A 26,583-nucleotide genomic window follows, 5' to 3' on the forward strand; every position below is an offset into this window, starting at 1 on the left:
AATGAAAAACCAAAAACATTCCATGCATCCTCAGATGAAGCAGACGCCTGTCTGGAGAAAAGCAACCGCCTCGGTTCTAACCTGGGTAATTCCCATGCAGCTGGCATTACCAGCTTATGCCAACATCCAACTGACAAGAGATGTAAATAAACTACAGTCAGCTTTGGATTCATCTGCACGTTATCAGTTGACCAGTCAGGTCTCAGATCGTCTTTACGAAGAAGTCTTCATGTCACCGCTGGCTGACATTTTTGATGGTTTCAGCTATTTCTATCAACTGGCTGCATCTCAATATCCGAAGCAATTCGATGGTATGAAGTGGGTGCCGATTGGTGTTAGCGATATCACAACGATTATCCCTGTCGCTCCCCAGAAACCGTTATTTATTGGGACACCTTATGTTGAACGTGATGTCGTACGTCTTCAGCTCAACCAACTTCTGAACCGAAGTTATATCGTCGGCGAAGGTGATTATGATAATTACAATGGCATGATCAGAGCACTTTATGATAATGCTCTGACCCTGATGCAGGAAAAAGGCTACAAATTTGGCCAGAACCTGACTTCAGCTCAAATTGACAGTATTTCCAGCGATGTCATCTGGCCGGAATTCAGAACATTATCGACAGGAAAGAAAGTTGTCATTCCTTTTGTATACCTGTCGAAAACAACGATTGCGACCAATAAAGTTGATAAAACCACCTTCAGTGTTGGCAATGGTGTGATCAATGCGGGGAGCTTCACGGTAAATGGTGGCGATGTCATTGCCAGACGGAACCTGTTCATTCAAACCAAACAGGATTTCATCAACAACAAAGGCAATGTAAAAGCTCAGGAAAGCCTGAAAATTCAGGCAGGCAACAACATCGAGAACTACTCAGGTACAATTCAAGGCCGCGATACCAAGCTGATTGCCAATGCCATAAAAAACGAAACGTTGGTCTACCGCCACGAGTATGAACACGGCTTCTCTGAACTAGCCGGGAATCTCGCCAAAATAACCGGTTTAAATTCGCTCAACCTCACCACTGCAGGTGATGTAATCAGCAAAGGCGGGCAATTTGACTCACAAGGAACACTCCATATCAATGCCGGTGGCAGCGTCCAACTGTTAACACAGGAAGTTCGTCAGCAACATGCGCAATCCGGTAAGAAATGGACGGATTCCAGTCAGTCTTTGGTGAACCTGCAAACAAGGCTGTCTGCAGTAGATATTATTTCAATAATTGCCAATGAGAAGATCATTACACAAGGCGCAATTATTGAAAGTGAAGGCATGCTTGAACTACTTGCAGGTGAAGGCATTTATCTGACTGCAGCACAAGATCAATTCAGTTGGAGTAAAACTTTCGAAAGTAAATCAGGTGGTGTTTTCGGAACCAAGGAAAAAACAGCTGAGAGTGAACAACGTGCAGAAGTCGTTCGTACACTCCTCCGTGCTGGAAATGACATCACGTTAAATACTGAAGTGGGTCCGGTTACGTTACGTGCTGTTGAAGTAGATAGTCAGGGCGTCACCAAAATCATTGCTGACAATATCGATTTTGATTTGGAACTCGCCAGCCATGTTTACAGCTACGAAGAATCCTATGAAGGATCGCTCAGCTTCAGATTTCAAGGGAACGGTTTCAAAAAGCAAGTCGCTTATTACAACCTATTCAGAACCCAAGGCGGTTTAATGCTGGATGCCAGACACGGCATCAAAGTTGAGTTTCCTACTTTGCCCAACCAGCAGTATGTCGATTTAGACAGCTACATCGATCAAATGTCTGCCACTGAAGGCATGAGCTGGCTGAAGCAAGTGAAAGATTCCCCGGATGTAAATTGGCAGGAAGTAAAACTCATTCTGGATGAGTGGGACTATGATCAAAGCGGTTTAACCCCTGCAGCAATGGCTATTCTGGCTGTGGCTGTTGCGGTAGCGACCGGAGGGGCCGGCGTTGCTGGTGTCATGGGAGTCACCAACACTGTCATGGCTGCCGCAATCAATAGCCTTGCATTCCAGGCTTCTGCTTCTTTATTAGCGAATGGATTTGACATTAAGTCCACTCTTGACCAAATGGCGAGTTCTGAAACAATCAAATCGGTCGCCCTTGCCGCAGTCACCGCAGGTGTTTTAGAACAACTGGATACCTCTCTGTTCAATGACGCCAGTAGCGCAGCTTCCGATATTTTGGGTAATGGCATGATCGGCACTATCGCTGAGCAAGCCACCCAGCAAGTCTTCCATACTATTGTTGCATCTCAGTTAGAAAGCCTGGCAGACGGTGACGGGCTACGCAGCTTAAAAGACATAGATGAAACTGTTATCTATGCCATTGCCAGCTCAACCGTCAATGTACTAGGAAAGAGCTTAGCCAACCAAATTGGTGAAGCTAGCCGGGGTATTCGTGTCGACGAAAGCGGCAGGATTGTAGAAACCGGGATTGATCCAATCTCTGTCGGCGCCAAATATATTGCGCATGCCGCACTGGGCTGTGGTTTAGGGTCGCTGACGAATAGCATCAATAGTGCCAATAAAAAAGAAACCCTTTCCGGCTGTATGAGCGGTGCCGCAGGTGGCGTCATTGGCGAGTATATTGCTGAAAAATATAAGGAAGATATTGGATATAAAGAGCAAATCGATAATATTCAAGGCAGCACTGAAGCATTTGCCGCGAAAGTCCTGACCCAACTGCAGAATGAAAACGGACAAATCTCTAAGGTTGAATTCGATAGAGAAATTGTTCGTTTGCAAAAGATGGGGGCCGATATCTCCAGGCTGGTGAGCGGCCTTATGATTTTTGCTGCTCAGGGCGATGTCGAAGCCGGAATGAAAACCGCTGGAAACGCGGCAGAAAATAATGCTGCATTCCTCTTATGGTTACTTGCCGATACCCTTTACACAACGGCTATCGCCGCCAGTGCTTACCTGGCCATCGTGGAATTGCCCGATCTATTACAATCAGCAAGCGATGTCTTTAAACTCCTGAAATCTGATAATCCAGAGGACAGGAAAAAAGCGACAGAAGAACTTAAACGAATTGCGTATGACAATGCAGTTAATTCCATTGAAGAGGGTGCGCTTGATAAGGTTAAACAAATTGCTGGATGGAAGAAAACCATTCTTGCAATGTCGACCCTCGAAGTGCTTGAGCTGTTGAATGGCCAGTACAGTGAAATGGATGCGTCTGAAGGTGTAGCACAACTGACAGATCTTCTCCGAATGGTGAAAAATGATAAACACCTGATGGACAAACTGAGCAACGATGCCCCTCGCTCAGGCTTTGGTTCAGGTGGTGATCCAAATCATTCCGGAGGCAACAAAAAGCCGAATAAGCCTGTCGAACAACTGACCGACACTGATATCAAAGACCTTTATCAGGCGCATATCGATTCAGTCGGAAAAGTGACCATAGCACCAAGTAAATTCGAGTTCTATGTCCGAAACGGCTGGGAATATGAGCATGGCAGAGGCTGGTATAAGCCTGAAAGTGGCAATGCAACCAAAGTATCACCAGCATTTAAAGACAATGTTATCAATGGTTATGACACCAGCAAACCCATGAATCCAGTCGATGCTTGCCGCTTCCCGAACTGCGAGGGTGAACTAAAAGCGACCTACAGTGTCAACGGTCAGCCAAAGGAATTGACGGTATCCGAGTTAGGCAAAATGCGCCAGAAAGCCAAAGCAACAAAAGAAGCGAATAAGCATCAGGAAACACCAGCCCAGCAGGAAGCCTTTGTGGATGCCAGCATCGAAATGAACAATCTGAGTCACACAATTGGTAAACTGACGGGTGAAGCCATGATTCAGAACCAGTTGTTCGTTGAAGGTCAGAACGGTGTGAAACGCGTGAGAAAACTTCAGGCTTCCTACCCCGGCAGCAAGAAGGCCAATGACCAGTTTGACGACATCTATCTGATTGAGCATGATGACGGCAGTGAAAGGCTCATTTTTGCCGAGTATAAAGGAGGCTCCAATCCATCTGACAACTGTCGTGTGATTGGCAGTAACTGTTATGTGCAGGGGCATAAGGAGCACACGCTTGATACCATTAAAGCTATGACAGAGTGGAACGAAGAGGCTAACTTCTATGCAAATACTGTAGCGCCTGACCTGTTAGAAAAACATAATGAAACACTCAAGAAGATAGCTGAACACACGAATAGAAAACCGCCGACGGCTTCATTTATTAAAATCACAACCAAACTAAACCCAGACGGCTCGCTGAAAGCCAATGGCACCACTGTGGATTATAAGGAAGACGCTTTTGAATAACATCAATGCTCTCAGCCATCATATTCTGGATAAAGTATCTGCTGATGTGAATGTCAGCGATCGTTTAAACTCCTGGCTTGACCCTTTAATTGCTAGGGATATGCCTTCAGAAGCATTGGAAGGAATAGCACCAGAAGGGCATCAAAATATCCTTGGTATTAAGCAAGAATCCCTTCGATGGATTCTTGGCAGACTTGTCGTGAAACAGGCACCGAAAGATCAGATCGAATGGTTTTTAAAATCATTCAGGGATCATGGTCTGGCCTATTACCGTCTGGTATTTAATCAGGGGGAGTTTGTCCCCTTCAGTATCAACCAGCACCATTATGATGGGTTTGGCAAACCAACTGACTTCCGCCTGAATCTGGATGACTGGGTACTGGTGTTTGCCTGCTGCCTGATATTGCAGGACTATTCAGGTGCCTATGAATTGTGTGAGCTGAATGAAGCGCACATTGATCTAGATGCAAGGCAAAACGGCCCTTCAAATCGGGCATTTGATAAAGCCATGCTTAACCTGCTGAAAGGCATTCTGTACCCCGACGCAGACATGAACGCTTTACTGGTGGATGCGGCCGAGAAAATATTTAAGCCTGAATGCGTCGGCCATGAGGAACGACAGGAAGCGGTTAATTACAAATTTTTACCGCTGATCCCGCTGATTCATGCCATGTACAGCCCTAACCGGGAAACGGCTTATCCCGAAAAGCTTCAGGCTGCACTGCAAGATCACAAAGACTATTTCAGCCAGCATCATCCCTTTGATGCGCAGAACTGGTTTGCGATGACAATCACCGGTCTGGCAGCGCTGGCCTATCACCGCTGGGGCCTTGAGCCTCAGATTGAGACACTGTACATGCCGGAATGGATTGTGAAAGAATCCAATATTGATTCGAAACGAAAAACCTATCAGGACGTTTTTGGTGATCAATATGATGACGATTAAGTCTCTTATATTTTAAACATCAGAATCCGGGGTCTCCCGGATTCTTTTTTTGGCAGTAAACAACTCCCCTTACTTCGGTCCCATGCTATAGTCATTTCTCTGGAAAAATCGCTTTCTGAGCGCACAATTAATGGAAGAAAATAAATGACCGAGAGCCTTTCCAACCCATCTGAACAATACCTTGATTTTCGTTCTGATACCGTCACCCGTCCTTCAGCAGCTATGCGTCAGGCGATGGCCAATGCTGCCGTTGGTGATGATGTTTACGGGGATGATCCGACAGTCAATAAACTGGAACTCTGGGCTGCAGAGCGACATGGTTTTGAAGCCGCCCTTTTTTGCAGCTCCGGCACCCAGGCTAACTTACTGGGATTGATGGCTCACTGCGAACGCGGGGATGAATACCTGTGCGGACAGCAGGCGCACAACTACAAGTTTGAAGGCGGAGGCGCGGCTGTGCTGGGCTCAATTCAGCCGCAACCGGTCGAGAACCTGCCAGACGGAACACTGCCTTTTGATAAGCTGGCTGCTGCGATCAAGCCGGACGACAGCCACTTCGCACGTACCAGGCTGCTCAGTCTGGAAAATACGATTAACGGCAAAGTGCTTCCGCTGTCCTATCTGGCTGAAGCCAGATCTTTTGTGGATCAACACGGCCTCTCGCTGCACTTGGATGGAGCCCGGGTTTACAACGCTGTGGCAGCGCTGGATGTTGATATCACCGAAATAGTCAAATACTTCGATTCGTTCACGATTTGCCTGTCGAAAGGACTGGGCGCACCTGTGGGTTCGCTGTTACTTGGCAATAAAGAGTTCATCAAAAAAGCCAGACGCTGGCGCAAAGTGCTGGGTGGCGGCATGCGCCAGGCAGGTATTCTGGCCGCAGCGGGTAAAATCGCACTTCAGGAAAATGCGGCCCGCCTGAAAGAAGACCATGACAATGCCCGTTATTTAGCGGAGCAGTTGAACACTGTGAAAGGATTCAGCACTAAGCCAGAATGGGTACAAACCAATATTCTGTTCGCTAAAGTGGACGATGGCATTAATCAGACGCAATTACTTTCAACACTGAAAGAAAAAGGGATTCTCCTGAGTAAGGGAAATCCAATGCGTTTGGTTACCCATTTAGATGTCAGCCGTGATGATATTGATCGCTTGATTGCAGAGCTGAAATCCGCATTGTAAACCTCTGCCTGCCACCGCATTGTTATTGGGGGCAGGCACAATATCTTCAATCAGGTCGTCGCCGTATCGGTTATTGACCTGTCACCGACGTATTATCGGAATCGAGATTTTCACCCTAGTGCCCTATCGTTCTCAGTACCCTGTTGGCCTAACCTAACTCAGCCGTATTGAGTATCAGATGCACCACAATACTCAATACATACCCCAGTGCAATAACCGGTGCCCATTTGAGATGACCAAAGAAGGTGTACTTACCGTGAGCTGCGCCCATCAGGGCAACACCGGCGGCAGAACCAATCGACAGCAAACTGCCACCAACGCCAGCGGTTAACGTTACCAGCAACCAGTTGCCAATCGACATATCCGGGTTCATTGTCAGCACTGCAAACATGACCGGAATATTATCAATCACAGCAGAAAGGACACCAACAATAATGTTGGCCCACATTGGATCCCATTGTGTATACATAAGGTGCGAGGCCACACTCAGATATCCCAGCAGGCTCAGACCCCCGACACACATCACCACGCCATAGAAAAACAACAGGGTATCCCACTCCGCCATTGATACCCGTCTGAATACATCAAAGGGTACCACTGAGCCAAGACGCTCCAACGCAGCATTATCGTTATTGGCCATGGCTATCGCCCGCTTTTTCTCCAGTGAACGCGGCAAGGTTTTTTGCAGATAGAAACCAAACAAAGAGAGATAAGCCAGCCCCATCATCATCCCCATTACCGGCGGGAAGTGCAGATAAGCATGAAAGCCAACCGCCGTCAGTATCGTCAGCAAGAACAGAATCACGATACGCCGCGCACCTCGTTTCAATTCCACATACTCGCTGATCGTTTCAGGTTTGGTGCGGGGAACAAAGAAAGACATGATGAGTGCAGGGACCAGATAATTCACCAGTGAAGGAACAAATAGCTCAAAAAACTGGGTGAACCGAACCAGACCAGCCTGCCAGACCATCAGGGTTGTTATATCACCAAACGGACTGAACGCACCGCCGGCATTGGCAGCCACGACAATATTGATACAGGCAAGATTGATAAAACGGGTATTCTCCCCGCCCACTTTCATCACCACGGCACACATCAGTAACGCTGTGGTCAGGTTGTCGGCAACCGGAGAGATAAAAAATGCCAGAAACCCCGTCAGCCAGAACAGCGCTCTAAAGTTAAACCCTTTACTGACCATCCAGCTTTGTAGGGCATCAAACAAGCGTCGCTCTTCCATGGCGCTGATGTACGTCATTGCCACCAGCAAAAACAGCATCAGTTCAGCGTATTCCAGTAAGTTATGCTCAAGCGCCATGTGTGCTGTCTCAATCGCGCCCTGCTCTTTATAAGCAAAACCAATCATGATCCAGATAACACCTGCCGCCAGCAGCATAGGTTTTGACTTGCGAAGCTGCAGATACTCTTCCGCCATTACCAACCCATAAGCCACAACAAATATCAGAATGGCGATATAGCCAATAGCTGTCCGGGTCAGATCCAAGCTCATACCATCGGCACTGGCGCTGGCTAAAAAGGGGCATCCAAGCAAGATCAGAAAAAGAACAAAGTAAGACACTTTTTTACGCATTCTCTACTCCATGAGACAACACACTCAACAAACAATACACTGTTGCATTGTTTATATTGTGGTTCAGCACAGCAATAATGCGATGAAATGACTCAAAAATTTGTGGTGCTTCACTTTCGCAGAGACAACCGGTCAATGAGAAAAAAGAAAGGGACCCAAACGGGTCCCTGACTGAGAGGTGCTTATTGGCCCCATATTTCTGTCACAAATTCCGGATAATCGACAAACGGGTTGCGGTTGCCCTGGAAATCGTAAACGTCTTCGTTGCGTTCTAATTCTTTCTGGCTGACCGGATCTTCCTGATGCCATTGCAGTAACATTGTCAGAAACCACTCTTCAAACACCTGATCATGAGTTCCGTTCAACACTGCGTCGCCGTATGTGTTATTCGATTCCCAGCCGGAAATCACGTTTTGATAGCGGGTGGCCATATAAAAATAAGCCCGGGCAATGTCACCTTTAAAGGCATCTACAGGCTCAAACACTGTCCCCGAATAACTCAGGCCTGATGCAGTCGATCCCAACTTTGAACCATTATCAGAAATGTAAGTCGCACTGCCAACTTCGCCGTAGGGATAACTGCTTCGTCTGCCATTCACATAACCATCTGTCGGGAACACATGATGCACATCGGTATTCATCGGTGCGACGGCCCCGCCGAACCAGCTCCGAGGGAAAGAATGCTCGCGGTTGTAACAATCGCCTTCACCACTGTAGGAGCCACATTGATCGTTGCCTGGAGTAAAGGTATAGCTATCGGTTCCCGAGGAATTTTCTGAATAAATGTCCAGAATGGAACCGTCATTTTCATAGCTTTCATCCAGTTCATACTCGCTATAAAACGTCCACAGATCGCTATAGCTCTGAGCACTGTGATCCTTGATGATATTGTACAATGCTGTTTTCAGTGTATATCCGGTCAATCCTTCAGCCGTTTGGTAGTAACTCGACAAATCACTCAGTCCGCCACCTGAGCCTGTTCCTCCTGAACTGCCGCCTTCGCTGCCTGTGGGTTCAAACCGATCCACATAAACGACTTCAGAGCCATCAAAGCCCGGCTGATCATAGAAACGTAGCCCTACCTCAATACTGGTGGTACTCCCAGCTGTATAGCTATACCTGAGCTGCTGCCACTGACCGGTAGTGGCAGGAGTGGAATATTCCAGATAACCATCAACATACAAGCGTGCGGCCACCCCTCCCTCAGTGTGGTAAATCCAGACACTGAACTCATAAGTTTCGCCATCAGTCACACTGACAGTCTGACGAAAATCCGTTGAACTTTGCGTTCCAGTATTAACAGTTATTGCCGCAGCACTGCTCCCTGAGTAAACCTGACTACTGGTGACATCTACACTGATCCCTGAATCAATGGTTGTCCAATGTTCTGGACTCCCATTACTCCAGCTTTCAAAGTCGCCGTTACTGACCTGAGCGACTGCCACGCCCTGCACTCCGAATGTTAAAAGTCCCAGCAGAGTTAATGCTCGTTTCATGTAAATTCCCGCGATATTTGTTAACTAAGTGTTAAGAGTTCAAAGTTGCACACAAATCTCGATTTATGAACAAAATTATGAATGAGCTATCACCTTTTTGATAACTACATCAAATTAACAACATAATATGAAACAAACATGAAGAGGTTCGTTGACAGCGTCATTGGCTAAACAATACAGCCAGGCGGTAAAAAATATCCTCACGAACAGAGTTTTTACTAAGCTGGAAGTAGTACCAATCAGAAACTGTGTATGGTCAGATTTTTCATGAAGAATAGCAGCCAGTGATAAAGCGAAAACTAACCTAACTCGTGACAATAAATACAAAAACTCCATCTCAATCACGGGTTGTCGGACCGGAAAATAAGCAGACCTGTATTCTGGTTGGTATCACTCGGCGTCATCTGAATAGGGGCACTGGACTATGATAAAAACACTGTTTAGACCCGCGTTGTTATGCTTTACAACCGGCCTGTACCTTTCTTTGATTCCCCCTGTATCAGCAGAGGATCCGCTGATACCCAGCCCTCCTGAGATAGCCGCCGACGCTTGGGTTCTGATGAGCTATCAGTCAGGGCAAGTGATCGCAGGCAGTAATGAGAACAAAGCGCATGCCCCCGCCAGCCTGGTCAAAATTATGACAAGTTATGTGGTCGGAACTGAGCTGAAAGCCGGTCATATTCACGATGACGACAAAGTGGTGATCAGCGAAAATGCCTGGAGTCAAAAGTTTCCGGGTTCTTCGGTTATGTTTATCAAAGTGGGCGATGAAGTCTCCGTTGATGACCTCAATCATGGCGTAATCATTTCTTCCGGTAACGATGCCACTGTTGCTCTTGCCGAGCATGTTGCCGGGCATACTTCAGCATTTATCGAAATGATGAACCGCCAGGCTGAAAACCTAGGCATGAATAATACCTATTTTGCCAACCCGCATGGTTTAGACAATGATCAGCAAGCGACAACGGCTTATGATATGGCGCTGCTGACGCGAGCCTTTATTCGTGACCTGCCTGAAATGTATGAACTGTTCAAAATCAAATCATTCACTTTCAACAACATTAAACAAGGCAACCGTAATCCACTTCTCTGGGACACCAGCCTTAATGCCGATGGCGTGAAAACAGGATATACCAAAGATGCAGGCTATAGCCTGGTTTCATCCGCTTCCCAAGGGGATTTCAGGCTGATAGCCGTGGTACTGGGAACAGAAAACGTGAATGCCCGCCGTAACGAAAGCAAAAAATTACTAACCTGGGGCTTTCGTTTTTATCAGGATCTCAAACCTGATTTTGACAATAACACACTGAAAAAAGCCAAAGTCTGGTATGGCTCTCCGTCAAATGTTCAGGTTGAAGTGGGCGATGGCGGCGTTCTTACCGTACCGCGCCGTCAGCGGAAAAGTCTGGAGCACAAGGTATTCTACAACTCCAATCTGGAAGCCCCTGTTACCGAAGGCCAGCAGGTTGGCAAAGTCGAATGGTATCTCGACAAGCATTTACTGACAGTTCAACCGATTCTTGCGGCGGAAACTTCAGAAAAAGCGCCGTGGTACAAATCCATGATAGATACCGTCTGGCGGCCTATTGGGCGCTGGTTCAGTGATCAGGATTGGGATCCGAGAACAGATAAAGCAATCGCCGAAACCACGCAATAAACAGCATACGCTACCGGGTCTACTCCAGACCCGGTTTCAGCCAGACGGATTTAAAATCAAACCACCCCATAGAATTGGGTTCCATACCTTGTACCGGACCGGCGCTGTACACCCCTAACCAGGCATGAAATAAAGGGATCACTTGTCCTGATTTGACCAGATTCGCACCTATGTCATGACTGGGGCACGTACGGCCGCTCTCTGAACGCCATGCCATAACACGCTGATTCAGTGAATCAAATTCATTTTCAGGCATAGCCCGTGAAATATGGTCGAAACTGTAAAACCAGGTCAGAAGAGCATCATCTCTGTGATTACTCAGGCTCATACCATTTAGCCAGATATCGATCTTATCCGCGTACTTCCCCATCAATACATCTGTGTTGCTCAGCTCCATCACTTTGAGTCTCAGTCCATCTTCAGCCAGAACACTGTCGATCGCCCGGGCAAGCTCATGGTAAACCGGATGATGTTGCGGGAACGCCAGCGTCACCATGCGTTTAGCAGGCAGAGCAGCTTTTATCGGTAGCGGATTAAGATCTGTCCAGCCAGGTAACAATCCAAAGGCATTGATCAGACGGATATCGCCTATCTCTGCCGGGTTCATCCTCGACAGCAATTGCATTGGCGCAAGCCGGCTCTGAAAATACGCCTGCCACTCAGGATCGCTGGCAAGACCATTGACTCTGTTTAGCAACAGATAGCTGCATCCTTCATCCAGGGTTAACTGATCATTCACGTCCTTAATCTGCTCAACAACCCTATCCGTTCCGGGTTGCAAATAGCAGGCGGTGACACCGGTTAAAATCCAGATCTCGACCACATCTATCAGAGCCCGGAATCCAAAATAGTGATCGAACGCTTCCAGTGTCAAACGCTGCCTGTCATTTTGCGTGACTTTATAAGGCCCGGTGCCCACAGGAAACAAATCCGCCTCCTTTTCACTGTCCAGCTCGGCAGGCTGAATCACCGCCATAATGTTGGCCAGCAAATCAGGCAAACGATAATCATCATGGCTAAGACGAATATCAACGGTATTAGGGAAGGGTGAAGAAATATGGCTGAGGTGACAGAATAATTTATGTTCTTTCAGCCGCTCGAGACTCTTCACTACATCCTGGCTGTCCAGCAGACTGCCGTCGTGAAACCGAACAGCAGGACGCAGATAGAACCGCCAGTGACGAGCAGAAAAGGCCTCCCAATGATGAGCCAGATCGCCTTCGGTTTCCTCTTTTTCCTCATTAATCCGCGTCAGTCCGTTGAAAATCTGCCGAACGAGGTGCTGCTCAGAACGCCGGAGCGGACGAAGCGGATTGAGATTGGTAAACGCGCGGTAATACGGGACGCGAACGATCTGACGTCCTTTTTGCGTAGTCAGCCCAAGCTGTTCCTGTATGAGCTGAGCCAGCTTATTAGCATCGTGCCCCAGCGCTTCCAGAGCGGGTTCCAGTTTGCCATCGGCAACCAGCTTGCGGGCGTGATTGTACTGCAGCTCAGTATCCGTACTATGAAAGACTAACCGTGACTGTTTGCCACGACCGATAGCCGGTTCCCAGTCTATCCATCCCTTCTCGACCATCTTATTGATGACCATACGTACATTGCGGCGCGTACAAAACAGCACATCAGACATGTCCTGCAAGTTTGTATCGCTGTCCTGACCGGAAAAATGGCTATAAAGACGCTGGAATTGCGTTTTCAGACGCTGACCACTCATAGAAAAGGGGAACCTTTTAAATTGGGATTTTCAATTTTTTGTTTCCCTATTTTAGTCTACATTGCTGTTACATGAAACCGCAGCATTCAGCTTCTGCCCTTTATTCTTATACAGAATGAAGCACTTAGCTGGCTGGTTTCATTTTATGGCAGCCGGACAAAACGAAGACCTCCCCCAGTCTTCGGCGCCTGAGTGTTTGTCCGGTTGCCTTTTCCCTGTCCGATCAAAAAAGCGCCTTTCGGCGCTTGATGTACACGGCATTCGGTTGACCCGTTTTTCAGGACACGTCTGATGATTTGGTTTGTGATGCTTTAGTTTGTGACATCTGCTGGGATTGCAATTCTTTCAGTTGCTTTTTCAGCGCATCATTCTCATTTTGCAGCGTTTTCTGTCCGGCCAGCAATTCTGTTTGCTCTTTTTTAGCCAGCTTGTTGGCTTCAGCCAGTTCCGCTTTTACCGCCCGGAGTTCTTCATTCAGCGATGCCACTTTCGCCGTGCTGGCGTCAAGATCGGTTCTCACTTTACGCTGATTGCGCTGTGCCGTTTGCTTGGCTTTCTGTGCTTTTTCACACTCAGACGTCATAAGCGCTAACGCTTGTTCCAGCTCAGCCATTTGTTGTGAATTGTCTGCAGCAGCGCTTTCCTGACCTGTCATCGCCAACCAACCCGATAGCATATTCTCACTGGCCAACTGCATCATATCGAACGGAAACACCAGTCCTTGCTCTTTGGTTTGCTGCACTTTTTCATTCAATACCTTGTCGGCTTGTTCGAACTGCCGGATGGTATTGTCATAGCTGTCGTGTGTTGCCCAGGTAAACTGCTTCGCCGCAATCGCTTCCCATGCACGGTGAACCTGCATCCAGGTTTCAACGTGAGAAAAGTACAGGCTAGGGTCAAACACCGGTGAAGACCATTGTTGTTGCAAAGCCTTTTGTAAACCATTTTCCATCAGTCATTCTCCTAAAGTTGGCTTCAATTTAGCAATTGTCCTTGTGATTCCCTTTCGGGATATGCCCTAAACAACATGGCACACTGTGCGCACAATGCCAGATGCGCATAGTTTACCTACCCAAAATGACAGCATAAAGAACAAAAAACAAGCAGCGCTATGCTTTGATCATTGAATTAGTGAATGTTAAGAGAAACTTGAGATAAACGTTACACCAAAATGTAACTGTCATATTGTCATGAATTTGCGATGTTAACCCGCTAGCCTCAGGGGAGTCATCACACACAGAAGCACCAATTTGCCGACTGTATGAAGAAACTTAAACGCTATCAGTACGAACGCTACGCCATTTTATGCCGACAGGCTTATCCGGCTGACTTTGACCATACCCAGTATGGCTTTGACCCGGCAGGCCGGCGAGATATTACCGACAGATGGGGGCGAACCATTATCCGGGTACTCTGGGGAGAGCAGAATGAAGCCATAGTCGTGTTCAAAGGATCGCAAAACCTGTGGGACTGGCTGCTTAATTTTGCGTGTTTTCCGCAAAAACTGCCGGGCAGACGCAAGCCTTATCATGTCCACTGGGGCTATCACTCTCTTCTGGAACAGAAAAGTAAAATAGACACAAATCGGTACGCAGAGGCGTTCCCCTCCATGTCGGCTTCACAAGAAATTGATTATCTGCAAGCCGCCGATGCTGAGCATTTCCAGGATGAATCGCTCTACCAGCAGATTCGCTCAACCCTGTTACCCTTAATCAGCAACGGAAAAAAGGTGTCTTTTACCGGCCATTCCTCTGGTGGCGCCATGGCGGTACTGACAGTGGAAAGGCTGGGCAAAGAGTTTCCTGACGCTATCAAACGGGTTGTGACTTTCGGGCAACCGGCGGCCGGTTTCTGGAGCTTCAAAAAAGCCTACAGTTACCATCACTGCACCTACCGGATTTGCTGCGATCTGGACATTGTCACCTTTCTGCCAGCCATCCCTCTGATGCACTGGCATGTAGGGAAAATGCTCTGGCTGCATAACGAGAAGATCTACGACAACATCTCTACACCAGTCAGACTCTACAAATCACTGGTGAGCTGGATATTACGCCCTATTACCTACCACTATATGCACAAATACATCAGGAATAAGGACTACTTTGATAAGCACTGATTCCTGACTCACGCTGAATCTGCGGAATTGTAATAATTTAACATACCTTCTTTTGCCTGTTTCATGTATCGTTGAGGCTGAATCCAGCAGAAATCGACGATATGCATTCTCAAATCACACAGTTGCTCGCACAAAAAAATGTCTGGATGGCCAGTCATATTACGGACGCTGAGTTTCCCACAGCACTCAGCAAACAGGGTCTCGCCCTTTACAACACCGCGCATAACGAACTGACAGCCAATTCGGTTCAAGCCTCTGATTTCGCTTTGCCTTCAGATCTGTTGAGTGTCTACCCTGTCGATTGCCACCCTCTCACTATCCGATTTTCTTTGGTTCATGCCAGCCAATGGCAAGATGAAGAGTCTGAAGCTGTCATAGAGTTTCTGACGCAAATCATGCTGGAAACCGACGGGCCGGCTCAACTGTTCGTGGGTTTCTATCAAGGTAAACCTGCAGCCTGCGGTATGCTGTTTACTAACCCGGACACCCCGAACGACACCTTAATCAGCGATATCTGTGCGCTTCCGCTGCCAAATCATGATGAACTTGTCGCTGCCATGACAAGTTGGCTCATTCAGCAAGCGTCTGATAAGTCGGAAAGTTTGTGGTTATGTTAAGCCCGTCAGTCTGTGCTTTCCTTGCCGGTACAGACTGATCCACCGCGCCATTGCTGTTTACCCTTCTACACCTGCTGCCAACCAGATTTCAGCCCAGTAATTACTGCTGGCTAAATTTCATTTTTTCGAGTTATTTCTCAAATATTCTTATTTTTCTGCTGGTTAGCGTTAACTTTCATCTTAAAGCAACAACTCCTTAACATAACTGTACCTATTATTTCATCGGGAGAATGATTCTCTTTAATTAATCAACAAGGACACTTTCGATGAAAAAAACGATAGGAACAACTTTATTATTGTTGTCATCCTTCACTCAGGCAGAATCGTTAAACGTCATGGCGTACAACACGCTGCTACTGTCTTTCGGCGATTGGGATCAGACCAATCGCGCCCAGCGGATACCCGCTGCGATTTCTGCCCTGGAGAACATTCCCGATGTGCTGATCATCAATGAAGCTTTCAACCCAGATTCCGAAGTCATGCTTAATGAACTGGCGTCGCTTTATCCATATCAAACACCGGTTGTGGGCTTAGATTGCAGCGGTCGGGGATGGGATGCATTAACAGGCGATTGTTCCAACTCTATTGTGGTTGTGCGTGGCGGCGTCTCTATTTTGTCCCGCTACCCCATTGTGAGCCAGAAAGCACATGTTTATCACGCCAGCGACAACAGCACCTGGGATTATTATTCCAACAAAGGTTTTGCCTACGTCGAAATTGACAAGAATGGTCAGCGCTTCCATCTGCTTGGTACACATCTGCAATCCAGTACTGACAACCCGGATAAAGAACACCCGGTGCGTATGGCCCAACTGACTGAAATGCAGAATTTCATTTCAGCACAAGCTATTCCGACCTCAGAGCCCGTTATTATTGCAGGCGATCTGAATGTGGAATGGAGCCGCCAGGATCAGATTGCAGACATGCTGGCAACGACACAAAGCCATCTGTTCTTTCCCGATCCGAGCACCGGCAGCTTCTCTGCCAAATACAATTGGGTCACAAAATCAGGTGCGTACAGAGACGGATACTCACTCAACTACAACGATACTCTGGATTATGTACTCTGGCACCAACACTATCTGCAACCTACAGTACCGGCGGCGATGAAAGTGGTGAAGCTGCAAGCTGATGAACAATGGTACTGGCATTACCTGAAAGGTAAATGGCCACTGCCGGAAGGTGAATATTGGCATAATGGCTATTACAGCGATCTGTCAGATCATTACCCAGTCCAGGCTGAGTTTGTGTTTCCTGATCAATAAAAAACCTGTCTTTGAAACCCTGCCGTTGAAACCATGCTGTTGAAACCATCGCTATCGCGGCTGGCACTGGTTCAGAGGTGACATCAAAAAGGAGCACCTGAGTGCTCCTTCTGCCTGTCTGCCTGAGTGAAGTTTTAACCCACCGATCAGCGGCTGACACTCAGTAACGCTTTTGCCAGGTAATCCAGTTTCTGCTCCTGCAAACCCGCAATGTTAATCCGGCCGTCACCAACAGCATAAATACCGAATTCATTACGTAACTGAATAATTTGCTCCTGACTTAAACCTGTGACGGAAAACATCCCTTTATGCTTTTCAATGAAATCAAACGCATCGGAGCCATTGTCCCGCACAGCCTGAGTTAAACCCGCCCGCAGACGTCGCAAACGCTGGTTCATGTCCGTCAGCTCGCTTTTCCAGGTGGCGGTCAGAGAGTCATCATTGAGGACAGTCGCCACCAGAGCTGCACCATGATCAGGTGGCATAGTATAAGAAGCACGCGCCAGCTGCAGAATTCTGCCCTTGGCCTTCTGAGCTTCTTTCAGGGAATCACTGATGATAATCGCCGCGCCTGTTCGTTCACGGTACAAACCAAAATTCTTTGAGCAGGAAGTGGCAACAATCATTTCTTCCACATTGTCAGCCAGATGGCGTAAACCGGCAGCATCTTGCTCCAGCCCGTCACCAAATCCCTGATAAGCGATATCAACAAAAGGCAGAAAACCATTTTTATTTGCAAGCTCAGTGATTGCCTTCCAGTCATCAAATGAAATGTCGGCACCGGTCGGGTTATGGCAGCAACCATGCAGCAATACCACATCTTTAGGGCCGGCTTTCGCCAGCTCTGCCAGCATAGCTTCGCTGTTAACTTGTTTGGATGCGGTATCGAAGTACGGATAGAACTTCACTTTCAGGCCAGCCGCTTCCATTACCGGTTTGTGGTTGACATAACTGGGGTTTGAAATCCACACGGTTGTGTCTGGTTGAGCCAGATACATCAGATCGGCCAGCATACGCAGTGCGCCACTGGCGCCCGGGGTCTGTACCGCAGCAGCACGCTGATAAGCAGAGGTATCTTTAATGAGTAAATCCATCATTGCCTGATTGAAGACTTCATCGCCCGCTAACCCAACATACGCTTTGGTTTTCTGTGTTTCCAACAGACGCTGCTCAGCCTGAAATACCGCCTGCATAATTGGCGTTTCACCTTGGCTGTTGCGGTATACACCGATGCCCAAATCCATCTTCTCAGAACGGGCATCCTCGCGGAACATTTGTGTCAGGGATAAAATTGGATCGAGTTGTGCTTCAGTAAGCTGCTTGAACATCTGTGAAATTCCGTTTTGTTATTGCGACTTTCCTCAAATTATCATGCACCTTATCGAAGGTCACTACCCCAGCTCAGAAATAGTCCTGCCAGTGTTTATCCAGATTAACAGCACCATGTAATGAAATTGTTACAACCTGAATTGATCTGGATTAATCAAACACCAATAAAGCTTGCAAGGGTTGACCAAGCACCTAAATTTAAAGCATGAAGGGTACATCCAACCGGAGGCCATCATGAAAAACAGCGTTGATGTTCGCGCCTTACTAACCGCCTATGAAAAGATAAAAACGCTGGGAACACCCGTCGAAAACGGCAAACAACTCGATGATATTACCTGTACAGAGAGTTACGACGGTTACAGCGTCAGCCTGTCAGACGGTAATGTCAGTGTTGATGTTAACTTTCACAACACTTATCACTTTCATACCCTGAACGAAGATCCAGACACAGTCATTAACCAGACAACGACAGATTTTCACCACAACAACGAAACCCAGATTCAGGCATTTTTGAATAAGTTGCACGATTTAAATACACGTTATTAATGTGTTACCTAAAGTCGCTCTGCCGGCTTTAGGTTTTACCTTTTCCTGACATTATCCCGCCACAGCTTGATTAAGCTGGAAACATAGACACAGTTGAAAGGTCTAGTTAACCGGAAAAGCTGTAACGAACTTTGTGCCCCATCCAGTAACAAAGTGCATCCACAGCGTTTTCTGTCAATGACTCACTAACCACATGTGGCGAACCAGTCATCACTCAAAACAAAAAAAAGAAAGAGAGAGAGAGAGAGAAGAATGAACGCTGAAATATTGAATAAGCAAGAACAGGAACGTGTGATTGCTGCTTTGAATGAATGTTACCGCCGATTGGAAGCTGCTGAACTGACCCCGCAGGAAATTTCGCAAGAGGGCTTCAGCCTGATGTTTACCTCAGCCTACAAAATGATTGATGGCTGAGATTGAGCGCTAAACGTCCTCAGTTCCCCCCTGCTGATGTTTACGAAATGAAAAAAGGAGCGCATTGCGCTCCTTTCCATTTTTATCAACAGGCTTCACTGCTGACAGCAACCATTAACCACGGTAATAACGCTGTGGTACGAACGGCATTTTCTCCACTGTCATTGGCAGTTTCTTCCCGCGAACTTCAGCGAAAATCTCAGTACCAATCGTGGCGAGCTCAGTTTTTACATAAGCCATAGCAACCGGGGCTTCTTTCGTTGGCCCAAACGTACCGCTGGTCACAATGCCGATTTCGTTATCGTCAGCATCAAACAGCTTGCTGCCTTCACGCACTGGCGCTTTCGACTGACCAATCAAACCAACACGCTTGCGGGCTACATCTTTAGTCGCAATCTGATTCAGAATCAGTTCTGCGCCGGGGAATCCACCCGCACGTTCACCATCAGCACGGCGAGGCTTACTGATACCCCATAACAAGCTGGCTTCTACCGGCGTAGTAGTGGTATCAATGTCATGGCCATACAGGCACAGGCCACACTCAAGGCGCAGTGAATCTCGTGCACCCAGACCAATCCACTCAACTTCTCCGTAGGTAAGCAATGTACGCGCCAGCTCTTCCGCCTTATCTGACGGCACGGAAATTTCGTAACCGTCTTCACCTGTGTATCCAGAACGGCTGATATAGCATTCTGCGCCCAGCAGTTCCAGTTTAGTGGCATCCATAAACAGCATATCGCTGACGGCAGGATTCAGACGCGCCAGCACCTCGGCCGCTTTCGGACCTTGCAGAGCAAGCAACGCACGATCGTCAATAATTTCCAGCGTCACATCAGCAGGAAGGTGCGCCTGAATGTGCGCAATGTCTTGATCTTTACACGCCGCATTGACCACAACAAACAAATGATCACCGAAATTGGTCACCATCAGATCATCTAAAATGCCACCGTTTTCGTTAGTAAAGAAAGCATAACGCTGCTTGCCATCCGGCAGATCGATGATGTCGACAGGGACCAGTGTTTCCAGGGCTTTCGCCGCATTTTCGCCATGTAAACGCAGCTGACCCATGTGGGAAACATCAAACAAACCGGCTGATTCACGGCAATGGATATGCTCTTTACGCACGCCCAGCGCGTATTGCACTGGCATGTCGTAACCTGCAAACGGAACCATTTTGGCACCCATCTCAATGTGAAGGGCATGCAAAGGTGTAACAAGAAGATCCTGAGACATTGATATTTACTCCATTCACCGCACAGCGGCTGTTGCATCAATTTCTGTGGCAGATTGACTTAACCTGTCACGTGTAGATGTTGCTAGCAGGCAGATAAACTGTATCTCTGTTTCCAATAGTAGATAAAGTTTCTTATCTCTCAACCTAGCCGTTCTCAAAGTGCGACAGAGGCTGTGTTTCATCCCTCTGTCATTGTGTCTGTTACCGCGATAACGCGACGGTTATGACGCTGTCACCCAAAGAATAAGTGCGTCTTCATCACTGACCGAAACCAGCATGTGCCCCATGGTGGCATCGTAGTACACTGAATCACCTTCACTCAGGCGTACCGGTTCATAGAACTCAGAAAAAAAAGTAATTTTGCCGGACAGCACAAGTAAAAACTCTTCGCCGTCATGCCGGATCCAGTCGGAATAATCGTCAAAATGACGAGCACGAACCCGCGACTTAAAGGGCATCATTTTCTTATTGCGTAACTGGGTCGCCAGCAATTCATGCTCATAGGTCGTAGTGGGATGTGGCTTGCCTTCGCCCTGTCGAGTAATATCTCTCCGCCCGGTTGCAACCAGCTGCTTGGGCGGCGCAAACAATTGCGGAATATCTATCTGTAATCCGGTGGCCAATTTCTGCATCGCCTGGAAGGTCGGCGAGATTTGTTCATTCTCAATCTTAGACAAGGTTGAACGCGCCAAACCGGTACGCTTGCTGGCCTCTTCCAATGTCAGACCATGAGCCATACGTATGTCTTTCAACCGCTTGCCTAACTGCAACGGTTCAATATTCTCTGACTCCCGTTCCCTGGCGACAGTCAGTGATGGGTACGGATCCACTTGCTGTTCATCACTACTCATTTTGCCCTCCGAGGCACGTCTTTCAGTCATTCTTACACAAGCCGTTAACAAGTGGGAAGCCAGTCAAAGACAAAACCATGACCTATACAACATATTTGAAATAAAGTTTCCAATAGGAAACACAAGGTAAAGTCTGACGCTTTTCCCAATAACAGACACTCAGATTTTCCACCGCTGATATCATTACAATGACAACGTAAAAAGCAGCGCAATCGGCCACTAGAGTGCATTACCACTGGTGTCAGCCACTAAAAAGAATTAGAGCTGACACACATTTCTGCCAGATTAATACCGAAAAGATGGTCCCTATCATAGAAATTTACATGACAAGAAGCAAACGTTTGCGTAAGATTGCGACCACTAAAATGAACAATAATCCACTATTGGAAATTCTGGTTTGATCCGTTATCAATAGAAACGTATGTAACGCACTTGTTAGGCAAATGCACTTCTGTGCTTCGCTTAAGCCAGGGAAGCGATAACAACGAGACATAACGACATATACCGCTCTGCGTACCGATATACCGAACAGCACGAACCGGTTCAGAGCGCGAATTGAGGATAACGTGAAATGAAAGCTTCATACCAAAACCACGACTTGGAAATGTTCTTCTCAACCAACCTTGCCGAGGTTGATGGCGCAGTGAATGCCGGTATTGCCGCAGAGCTGAACCGCCAGAATCAGCAAATTGAGCTGATTGCCTCTGAGAACATCGTCTCCAAAGCCGTCATGCAAGCTCAGGGCACCTGCCTGACCAACAAATACGCCGAAGGCTACGCAGGACGCCGTTACTACGGTGGCTGTGAGCATGTTGATGAAGTTGAGCGTATTGCCATTGCGCGCGCCAGACAGCTTTTCCAGTGTGAATACGTCAACGTTCAACCGCACTCGGGCGCACAGGCAAACGGCGCTGTCATGTTGGCACTGCTGCAGCCGGGCGATACCATTCTGGGGATGTCTCTGGATGCCGGCGGTCACCTGACTCACGGTGCGCGCCCTGCCCTGTCGGGCAAATGGTTCAACGCCGTTCAGTACGGCGTACGTCAGGGCAGTTGCGATATTGATTACGATCAGGTGCGCGAGCTGGCACTTGAGCACAAACCCAAAATGATCATTGCCGGCGGTTCTGCAATTCCGCGTCAGGTGGATTTCGAGAAATTCCGCGCCATTGCCGATGAAGTCGGAGCCTATCTGATGGTAGATATGGCGCACATCGCAGGTTTGATTGCAGCCGGTGAACACCCGTCACCCCTGCCGCACGCGCATGTTGTCACCACAACAACACACAAAACACTGCGTGGCCCTCGTGGCGGTATGATTCTGACCAACCACGAAGACATTAATAAGAAGATCAATTCTGCCGTGTTCCCAGGCCTTCAGGGCGGCCCGCTGATGCATGTCATTGCCGGTAAAGCTGTTGCTCTGGGTGAAGCGCTGGAACCCGAATTCAAGCTGTACATCAAAAATGTGATCAACAATGCCAAGGTGCTGGCAGAGACGCTGCAGACACGCGGTTGTGACATTGTCACAGGTGGTACTGATACCCATCTGATGCTGGTTGACCTGCGTCCGAAAGGCCTGAAAGGTAATCAGGTCGAAGAGGCGCTGGAACGTGCCGGTATCACCTGTAATAAGAACGGTATCCCGTTTGATCCTGAAAAGCCGATGGTGACATCAGGTATCCGCCTCGGTACACCGGCTGGAACCAGCCGTGGCTTTGGCGAAGCCGAATTCAAGCAAATCGGTGAGTGGATCGGCGATGTGCTGGATGGCCTGGCAGCCAGTCCGGACAATAACAACGAAACAGAACAACGCGTGAAGCAGCAGGTACAGAAACTGTGCAGCCGCTTCCCGCTGTACCAGTAACTTCATTTTAATATGAAAGAAAATGGTCGGCAGGCAGTTTCGATTCCCGCCTGCCCTCACAAATAACAAAGATGCAGAAACATTGCGCGAGGAGATTTAAATGAGCAACCTAAAGTTTACTGAAAGCCACGAGTGGGTACGCGACAACGGCGACGGTACTATCACCATGGGTATCACTGACCACGCTCAGGGCCTGCTGGGTGACGTGGTTTTCGTAGACCTGCCAGACGTTGGCGACAGCACCGAAGCCGGTGAGTCTTTCTCTCTGGTTGAATCTGTGAAAGCGGCCTCTGACATCTATGCCCCGGTAACAGGCGAAATCGTTGAGATCAACGAAGAACTGAGTGACAGCCCGGAACTGATCAATGAAGCACCGTTCGAAGGCGGCTGGATTGCTAAAATCAAGATTGCTGACGTTGAAGAACTGAGCAAACTGATCGATGCTGACCAATATCAGGCAGCTATCGAAGAGTAATGGAACACCACGGCTTTCAACATGAAAGCCGTTTTTCCAACCCAAGATGATTCTCGCCATTGCCCAGACATCCACTGGCAATGTGTAGTAACTGTTCAGGAAAGAACCATGACCGACATGAACCTTTTACATGCACTCAGTGACGACAAAGCTTTCGCTGCCCGTCACAACGGCCCAAATGACGCACAGCAGACAAAAATGCTGCAGACCATTGGCGCCGACAGCATCGACAAGTTGATTGAAGAAACTGTACCGGCTTCCATCCGTCTGAAAGAGGCGATGAAGCTGGATCAGCCGCAAAGCGAAGCAGACATGCTGTCTGCGCTGAAGACTGTTGCCCGTAAGAACGTCATCAACCGCAGTTTCATCGGTCAGGGTTACTACAACACCTTAACGCCGAATGTCATTCTGCGTAACGTGCTGGAAAATCCGGGCTGGTATACGGCTTACACACCGTATCAGCCAGAAATTTCTCAGGGCCGCCTGGAATCACTGCTGAACTACCAGCAGATGATCATGGATCTGACCGGCATGGAACTGGCGAATGCCTCCCTGCTGGACGAAGCCACTGCAGCCGCAGAAGCCATGACCCTGTGTCAGCGTGCCAGCAAGAGCAAGAGCAAAGCCTTCTTCATCTCTACCGACCTGCACCCGCAAACCATCGACGTGGTCGTGACCCGTGCAGAATACATAGGTATTGAGATTATCCGTGGCAAAGCTGAAGAGCTGGACAACCACGACGTATTCGGTGCGCTGGTTCAATACCCGGGCACAACAGGTGCTATTGCCGACCTGACTGACATCATTGAAAAAGCACACGCCAAGAAAACACTGGTTGCGGTTGCTTCCGACCTGCTGGCACTGACTATCCTGAAAGCGCCGGGCGAAATGGGTGCTGACGTTGTTATCGGTAGTGCACAACGCTTCGGCGTACCAATGGGCTTTGGTGGTCCGCATGCCGGTTTCATGGCAACCAAAGATCAGCACAAACGTACCATGCCAGGCCGTGTCATCGGTGTTTCAAAAGATGCCAAAGGCAATCAGGCGCTGCGGATGGCAATGCAGACACGTGAGCAGCATATCCGCCGCGAAAAAGCGACTTCTAACATCTGTACCGCTCAGGCGCTGCTGGCCAATATGGCAGCCTTCTATGCGCTGTACCATGGCCCGGAAGGTCTGCGTAAAATCGGTCGCCGCGTTCATCACCTGACGGCAATTCTGGCTGCTGGTCTGCGTAACGCTGGTCTGGAACTGGTTAACGATACCTTCTTCGATACTGTGACCATCAACTCAGGCAAACAAACCGATACTATCTACAAGAAAGCACTGGCTGCCGGTATCAATCTGCGCCAATACAGCGACAAACTGGGTGTCAGCCTGGATGAAACCACCAAAGTCACTGACGTCGAAGAACTGCTGGAGATCTTCACCGGTCAGGCACTGAAAGCCACTGCTTTCACAGACGATATTGCCGCTGACGAATTTGCCGCTATTCCGCAAAGCTGTCGCCGCACCACAGAGTTCCTGACTCACCCTGTGTTTAACCAGTACCACAGTGAAACGCAAATGATGCGTTACATGAAGAAACTGGAAAACAAAGACTATTCTCTGACCCACGGTATGATCCCGCTGGGCAGCTGCACCATGAAGCTCAATGCCGCAGCAGAAATGATCCCTGTTACCTGGCCTGAATTTGGCGGCTTGCACCCGTTTGCACCGGCCGATCAGACTCAGGGTTATCAGGAACTGGCGAGCAAGCTGTCTGAAATGCTGTGTGAAATCACCGGCTACGATGCCTTCTCCCTGCAACCTAACTCTGGCGCACAGGGTGAATACGCCGGTCTTATTGCCATTCAACGCTACCACGCGGCCAATGGCGACAGCCACCGTAACGTGTGTCTGATCCCAAGTTCGGCGCACGGTACTAACCCGGCTTCTGCAGCCATGGTGTCGATGAAAGTTGTGGTGGTTGGCTGTGATGCCAACGGCAACATCGATGTCGAAGATCTGAAAGCGAAAATTGAAAAACACCGCGACAATCTGTCGTGCATCATGATCACCTACCCGTCTACTCACGGTGTGTACGAAGAAGCGGTACGTGAAGTGTGCGAACTGGTTCACGCCGCAGGCGGTCAGGTGTATCTGGACGGTGCCAATATGAACGCACAGGTTGGCCTGACCAACCCTGGCTTTATCGGTTCGGACGTTTCTCACCTGAACCTGCACAAAACCTTCTGTATCCCGCATGGCGGCGGTGGTCCGGGCATGGGACCTATCGGTGTGAAATCACACCTGGCACCATTCCTGCCAGGCCACGTTGAATCAGTGAAAGCAACCGAAGGTGCTCAGTACGCCGTTTCTGCTGCCGAGCTGGGTTCAGCGTCTATCCTGCCTATCTCATATGCCTACATCGCGATGATGGGATCGGAAGGACTGACTCAGGCTACTAAGCTGGCCATTCTGAACGCTAACTACGTGATGGAACGCCTGCGTGATCACTACCCTGTGCTGTACCGCGGTACTCAAGGCCGTATTGCACACGAATGCATTATCGACATCCGTCCGCTGAAAGAAGCCTCTGGTATCTCGGAAGAAGACGTCGCGAAGCGTTTGATGGACTATGGTTTCCACGCGCCGACCATGTCTTTCCCAGTCGCCGGCACCCTGATGATTGAACCGACCGAGTCGGAAGATCTGACCGAGCTGGATCGCTTCTGCGATGCCATGATTGCCATTCGTCAGGAAATCGCCCGTGTTCAGGCTGGTGAGTGGACGCTGGAAGACAACCCGCTGGTCAATGCACCGCATACTCAGGTTGATCTGATGGATGCCGAATGGACCCACGCTTACAGCCGCGAGCTGGCTTGCTACCCATCCGCGCACAGTAAAGGCGCCAAATACTGGCCAACCGTCAACCGTGTCGATAACGTCTTCGGTGACCGTAACCTAATCTGTTCTTGCCCTGGCATTGAGAACTACATCGAGGATTGATCAATCCTGATGACGAAGTAAAACG

At 48.5% G+C, this 26,583-nt stretch carries 19 protein-coding genes; 12 read left to right on the top strand and 7 right to left on the bottom strand.

What is annotated here, in order from left to right:
- Window position 1: 1 nt before the first annotated feature.
- From KCG43_RS13465 to ltaE, 3 genes are all read left to right on the top strand, one after another.
- Window positions 2-4,261, top strand: coding sequence for a DUF637 domain-containing protein (locus KCG43_RS13465; protein WP_218385537.1), 4,260 nt, complete (start codon window positions 2-4; stop codon window positions 4,259-4,261).
- Window positions 4,254-5,207, top strand: coding sequence for an Imm49 family immunity protein (locus KCG43_RS13470; RefSeq protein ID WP_218385540.1), 954 nt, complete (start codon window positions 4,254-4,256; stop codon window positions 5,205-5,207). The genes KCG43_RS13465 and KCG43_RS13470 overlap by 8 nt, the downstream gene beginning before the upstream one ends.
- Before the next feature lie 144 nt (window positions 5,208-5,351).
- Window positions 5,352-6,392, top strand: a complete 1,041-nt coding sequence (gene ltaE, locus KCG43_RS13475; RefSeq protein ID WP_218385542.1) for a low-specificity L-threonine aldolase — start codon at window positions 5,352-5,354, stop codon at window positions 6,390-6,392.
- Window positions 6,393-6,540: 148 nt separating this feature from the next.
- Here the strand turns inward: ltaE and nhaD are convergent, their stop codons facing one another.
- Window positions 6,541-7,983 (bottom strand): sodium:proton antiporter NhaD, encoded by a 1,443-nt coding sequence (gene nhaD / locus KCG43_RS13480; protein WP_218385544.1) that lies wholly within the window; start codon window positions 7,981-7,983, stop codon window positions 6,541-6,543.
- A 182-nt stretch (window positions 7,984-8,165) separates the two neighbouring features.
- Complete coding sequence (locus KCG43_RS13485) at window positions 8,166-9,479, bottom strand: endonuclease (RefSeq protein WP_218385546.1); 1,314 nt, start codon at window positions 9,477-9,479, stop codon at window positions 8,166-8,168.
- A gap of 424 nt (window positions 9,480-9,903) precedes the next feature.
- Between KCG43_RS13485 and KCG43_RS13490 the strand changes: the two genes are divergently transcribed.
- Window positions 9,904-11,136 (top strand): D-alanyl-D-alanine carboxypeptidase family protein, encoded by a 1,233-nt coding sequence (locus tag KCG43_RS13490; RefSeq protein WP_218385548.1) that lies wholly within the window; start codon window positions 9,904-9,906, stop codon window positions 11,134-11,136.
- Between the two features lie 19 nt (window positions 11,137-11,155).
- On the opposite strand, the gene sgrR is transcribed toward KCG43_RS13490, so the two are convergent.
- Together sgrR and KCG43_RS13500 are read right to left on the bottom strand one after the other, a co-directional pair.
- Window positions 11,156-12,853 carry an HTH-type transcriptional regulator SgrR gene (gene sgrR / locus KCG43_RS13495; RefSeq protein ID WP_218385550.1) on the bottom strand — a complete coding sequence of 566 codons (1,698 nt, stop codon included), beginning with the start codon at window positions 12,851-12,853 and terminating at the stop codon, window positions 11,156-11,158.
- A 277-nt stretch (window positions 12,854-13,130) separates the two neighbouring features.
- Entirely contained in the window at window positions 13,131-13,805 is a 675-nt protein-coding gene (locus KCG43_RS13500) for a hypothetical protein (RefSeq protein ID WP_218385552.1), read from the bottom strand.
- 309 nt (window positions 13,806-14,114) lie between these two features.
- Here KCG43_RS13500 and KCG43_RS13505 point away from each other — a divergent pair, with 309 nt between their 5' ends.
- The 3 genes from KCG43_RS13505 (at window position 14,115) to KCG43_RS13515 (ending at window position 16,851) form a co-directional block, all read left to right on the top strand.
- Entirely contained in the window at window positions 14,115-14,969 is an 855-nt protein-coding gene (locus KCG43_RS13505) for a lipase (protein WP_218385554.1), read from the top strand.
- A 101-nt stretch (window positions 14,970-15,070) separates the two neighbouring features.
- Complete coding sequence (locus tag KCG43_RS13510) at window positions 15,071-15,586, top strand: hypothetical protein (RefSeq protein WP_218385556.1); 516 nt, start codon at window positions 15,071-15,073, stop codon at window positions 15,584-15,586.
- Between the two features lie 266 nt (window positions 15,587-15,852).
- Window positions 15,853-16,851: a sphingomyelin phosphodiesterase gene (locus KCG43_RS13515; protein ID WP_218385558.1), complete on the top strand. Its 999-nt coding sequence runs from the start codon at window positions 15,853-15,855 to the stop codon at window positions 16,849-16,851.
- Between the two features lie 146 nt (window positions 16,852-16,997).
- Here the strand turns inward: KCG43_RS13515 and KCG43_RS13520 are convergent, their stop codons facing one another.
- Window positions 16,998-18,179 (bottom strand): amino acid aminotransferase, encoded by a 1,182-nt coding sequence (locus tag KCG43_RS13520; RefSeq protein ID WP_218385561.1) that lies wholly within the window; start codon window positions 18,177-18,179, stop codon window positions 16,998-17,000.
- Between the two features lie 235 nt (window positions 18,180-18,414).
- Between KCG43_RS13520 and KCG43_RS13525 the strand changes: the two genes are divergently transcribed.
- On the top strand, window positions 18,415-18,726 hold the full coding sequence (locus KCG43_RS13525; protein WP_027251070.1) for a DUF3081 family protein: 312 nt from the start codon (window positions 18,415-18,417) through the stop codon (window positions 18,724-18,726).
- Window positions 18,727-18,978: 252 nt separating this feature from the next.
- The gene (locus KCG43_RS13530; RefSeq protein WP_218385563.1) at window positions 18,979-19,140 is read left to right on the top strand and encodes a hypothetical protein; all 162 of its coding nucleotides are present in this window, start codon (window positions 18,979-18,981) and stop codon (window positions 19,138-19,140) included.
- 114 nt (window positions 19,141-19,254) lie between these two features.
- Here the strand turns inward: KCG43_RS13530 and gcvT are convergent, their stop codons facing one another.
- Both gcvT and KCG43_RS13540 read right to left on the bottom strand, forming a co-directional pair.
- Window positions 19,255-20,373, bottom strand: a complete 1,119-nt coding sequence (gcvT, locus tag KCG43_RS13535; protein WP_218385565.1) for a glycine cleavage system aminomethyltransferase GcvT — start codon at window positions 20,371-20,373, stop codon at window positions 19,255-19,257.
- 222 nt (window positions 20,374-20,595) lie between these two features.
- Complete coding sequence (locus KCG43_RS13540; RefSeq protein WP_192013995.1) at window positions 20,596-21,225, bottom strand: helix-turn-helix domain-containing protein; 630 nt, start codon at window positions 21,223-21,225, stop codon at window positions 20,596-20,598.
- 571 nt (window positions 21,226-21,796) lie between these two features.
- Here KCG43_RS13540 and KCG43_RS13545 point away from each other — a divergent pair.
- The 3 genes from KCG43_RS13545 (at window position 21,797) to gcvP (ending at window position 26,558) form a co-directional block, all read left to right on the top strand.
- Window positions 21,797-23,092, top strand: a complete 1,296-nt coding sequence (locus KCG43_RS13545; RefSeq protein ID WP_218385567.1) for a serine hydroxymethyltransferase — start codon at window positions 21,797-21,799, stop codon at window positions 23,090-23,092.
- Between the two features lie 100 nt (window positions 23,093-23,192).
- Window positions 23,193-23,567, top strand: a complete 375-nt coding sequence (gene gcvH / locus KCG43_RS13550) for a glycine cleavage system protein GcvH (RefSeq protein WP_218385570.1) — start codon at window positions 23,193-23,195, stop codon at window positions 23,565-23,567.
- A gap of 108 nt (window positions 23,568-23,675) precedes the next feature.
- Window positions 23,676-26,558, top strand: a complete 2,883-nt coding sequence (gene gcvP / locus KCG43_RS13555; RefSeq protein ID WP_218385572.1) for an aminomethyl-transferring glycine dehydrogenase — start codon at window positions 23,676-23,678, stop codon at window positions 26,556-26,558.
- Window positions 26,559-26,583 lie beyond the last annotated feature (25 nt).

It is taken from the genome of Photobacterium sp. WH24 (assembly GCF_019204055.1).
Taxonomy (GTDB): domain Bacteria; phylum Pseudomonadota; class Gammaproteobacteria; order Enterobacterales; family Vibrionaceae; genus Photobacterium; species Photobacterium arenosum.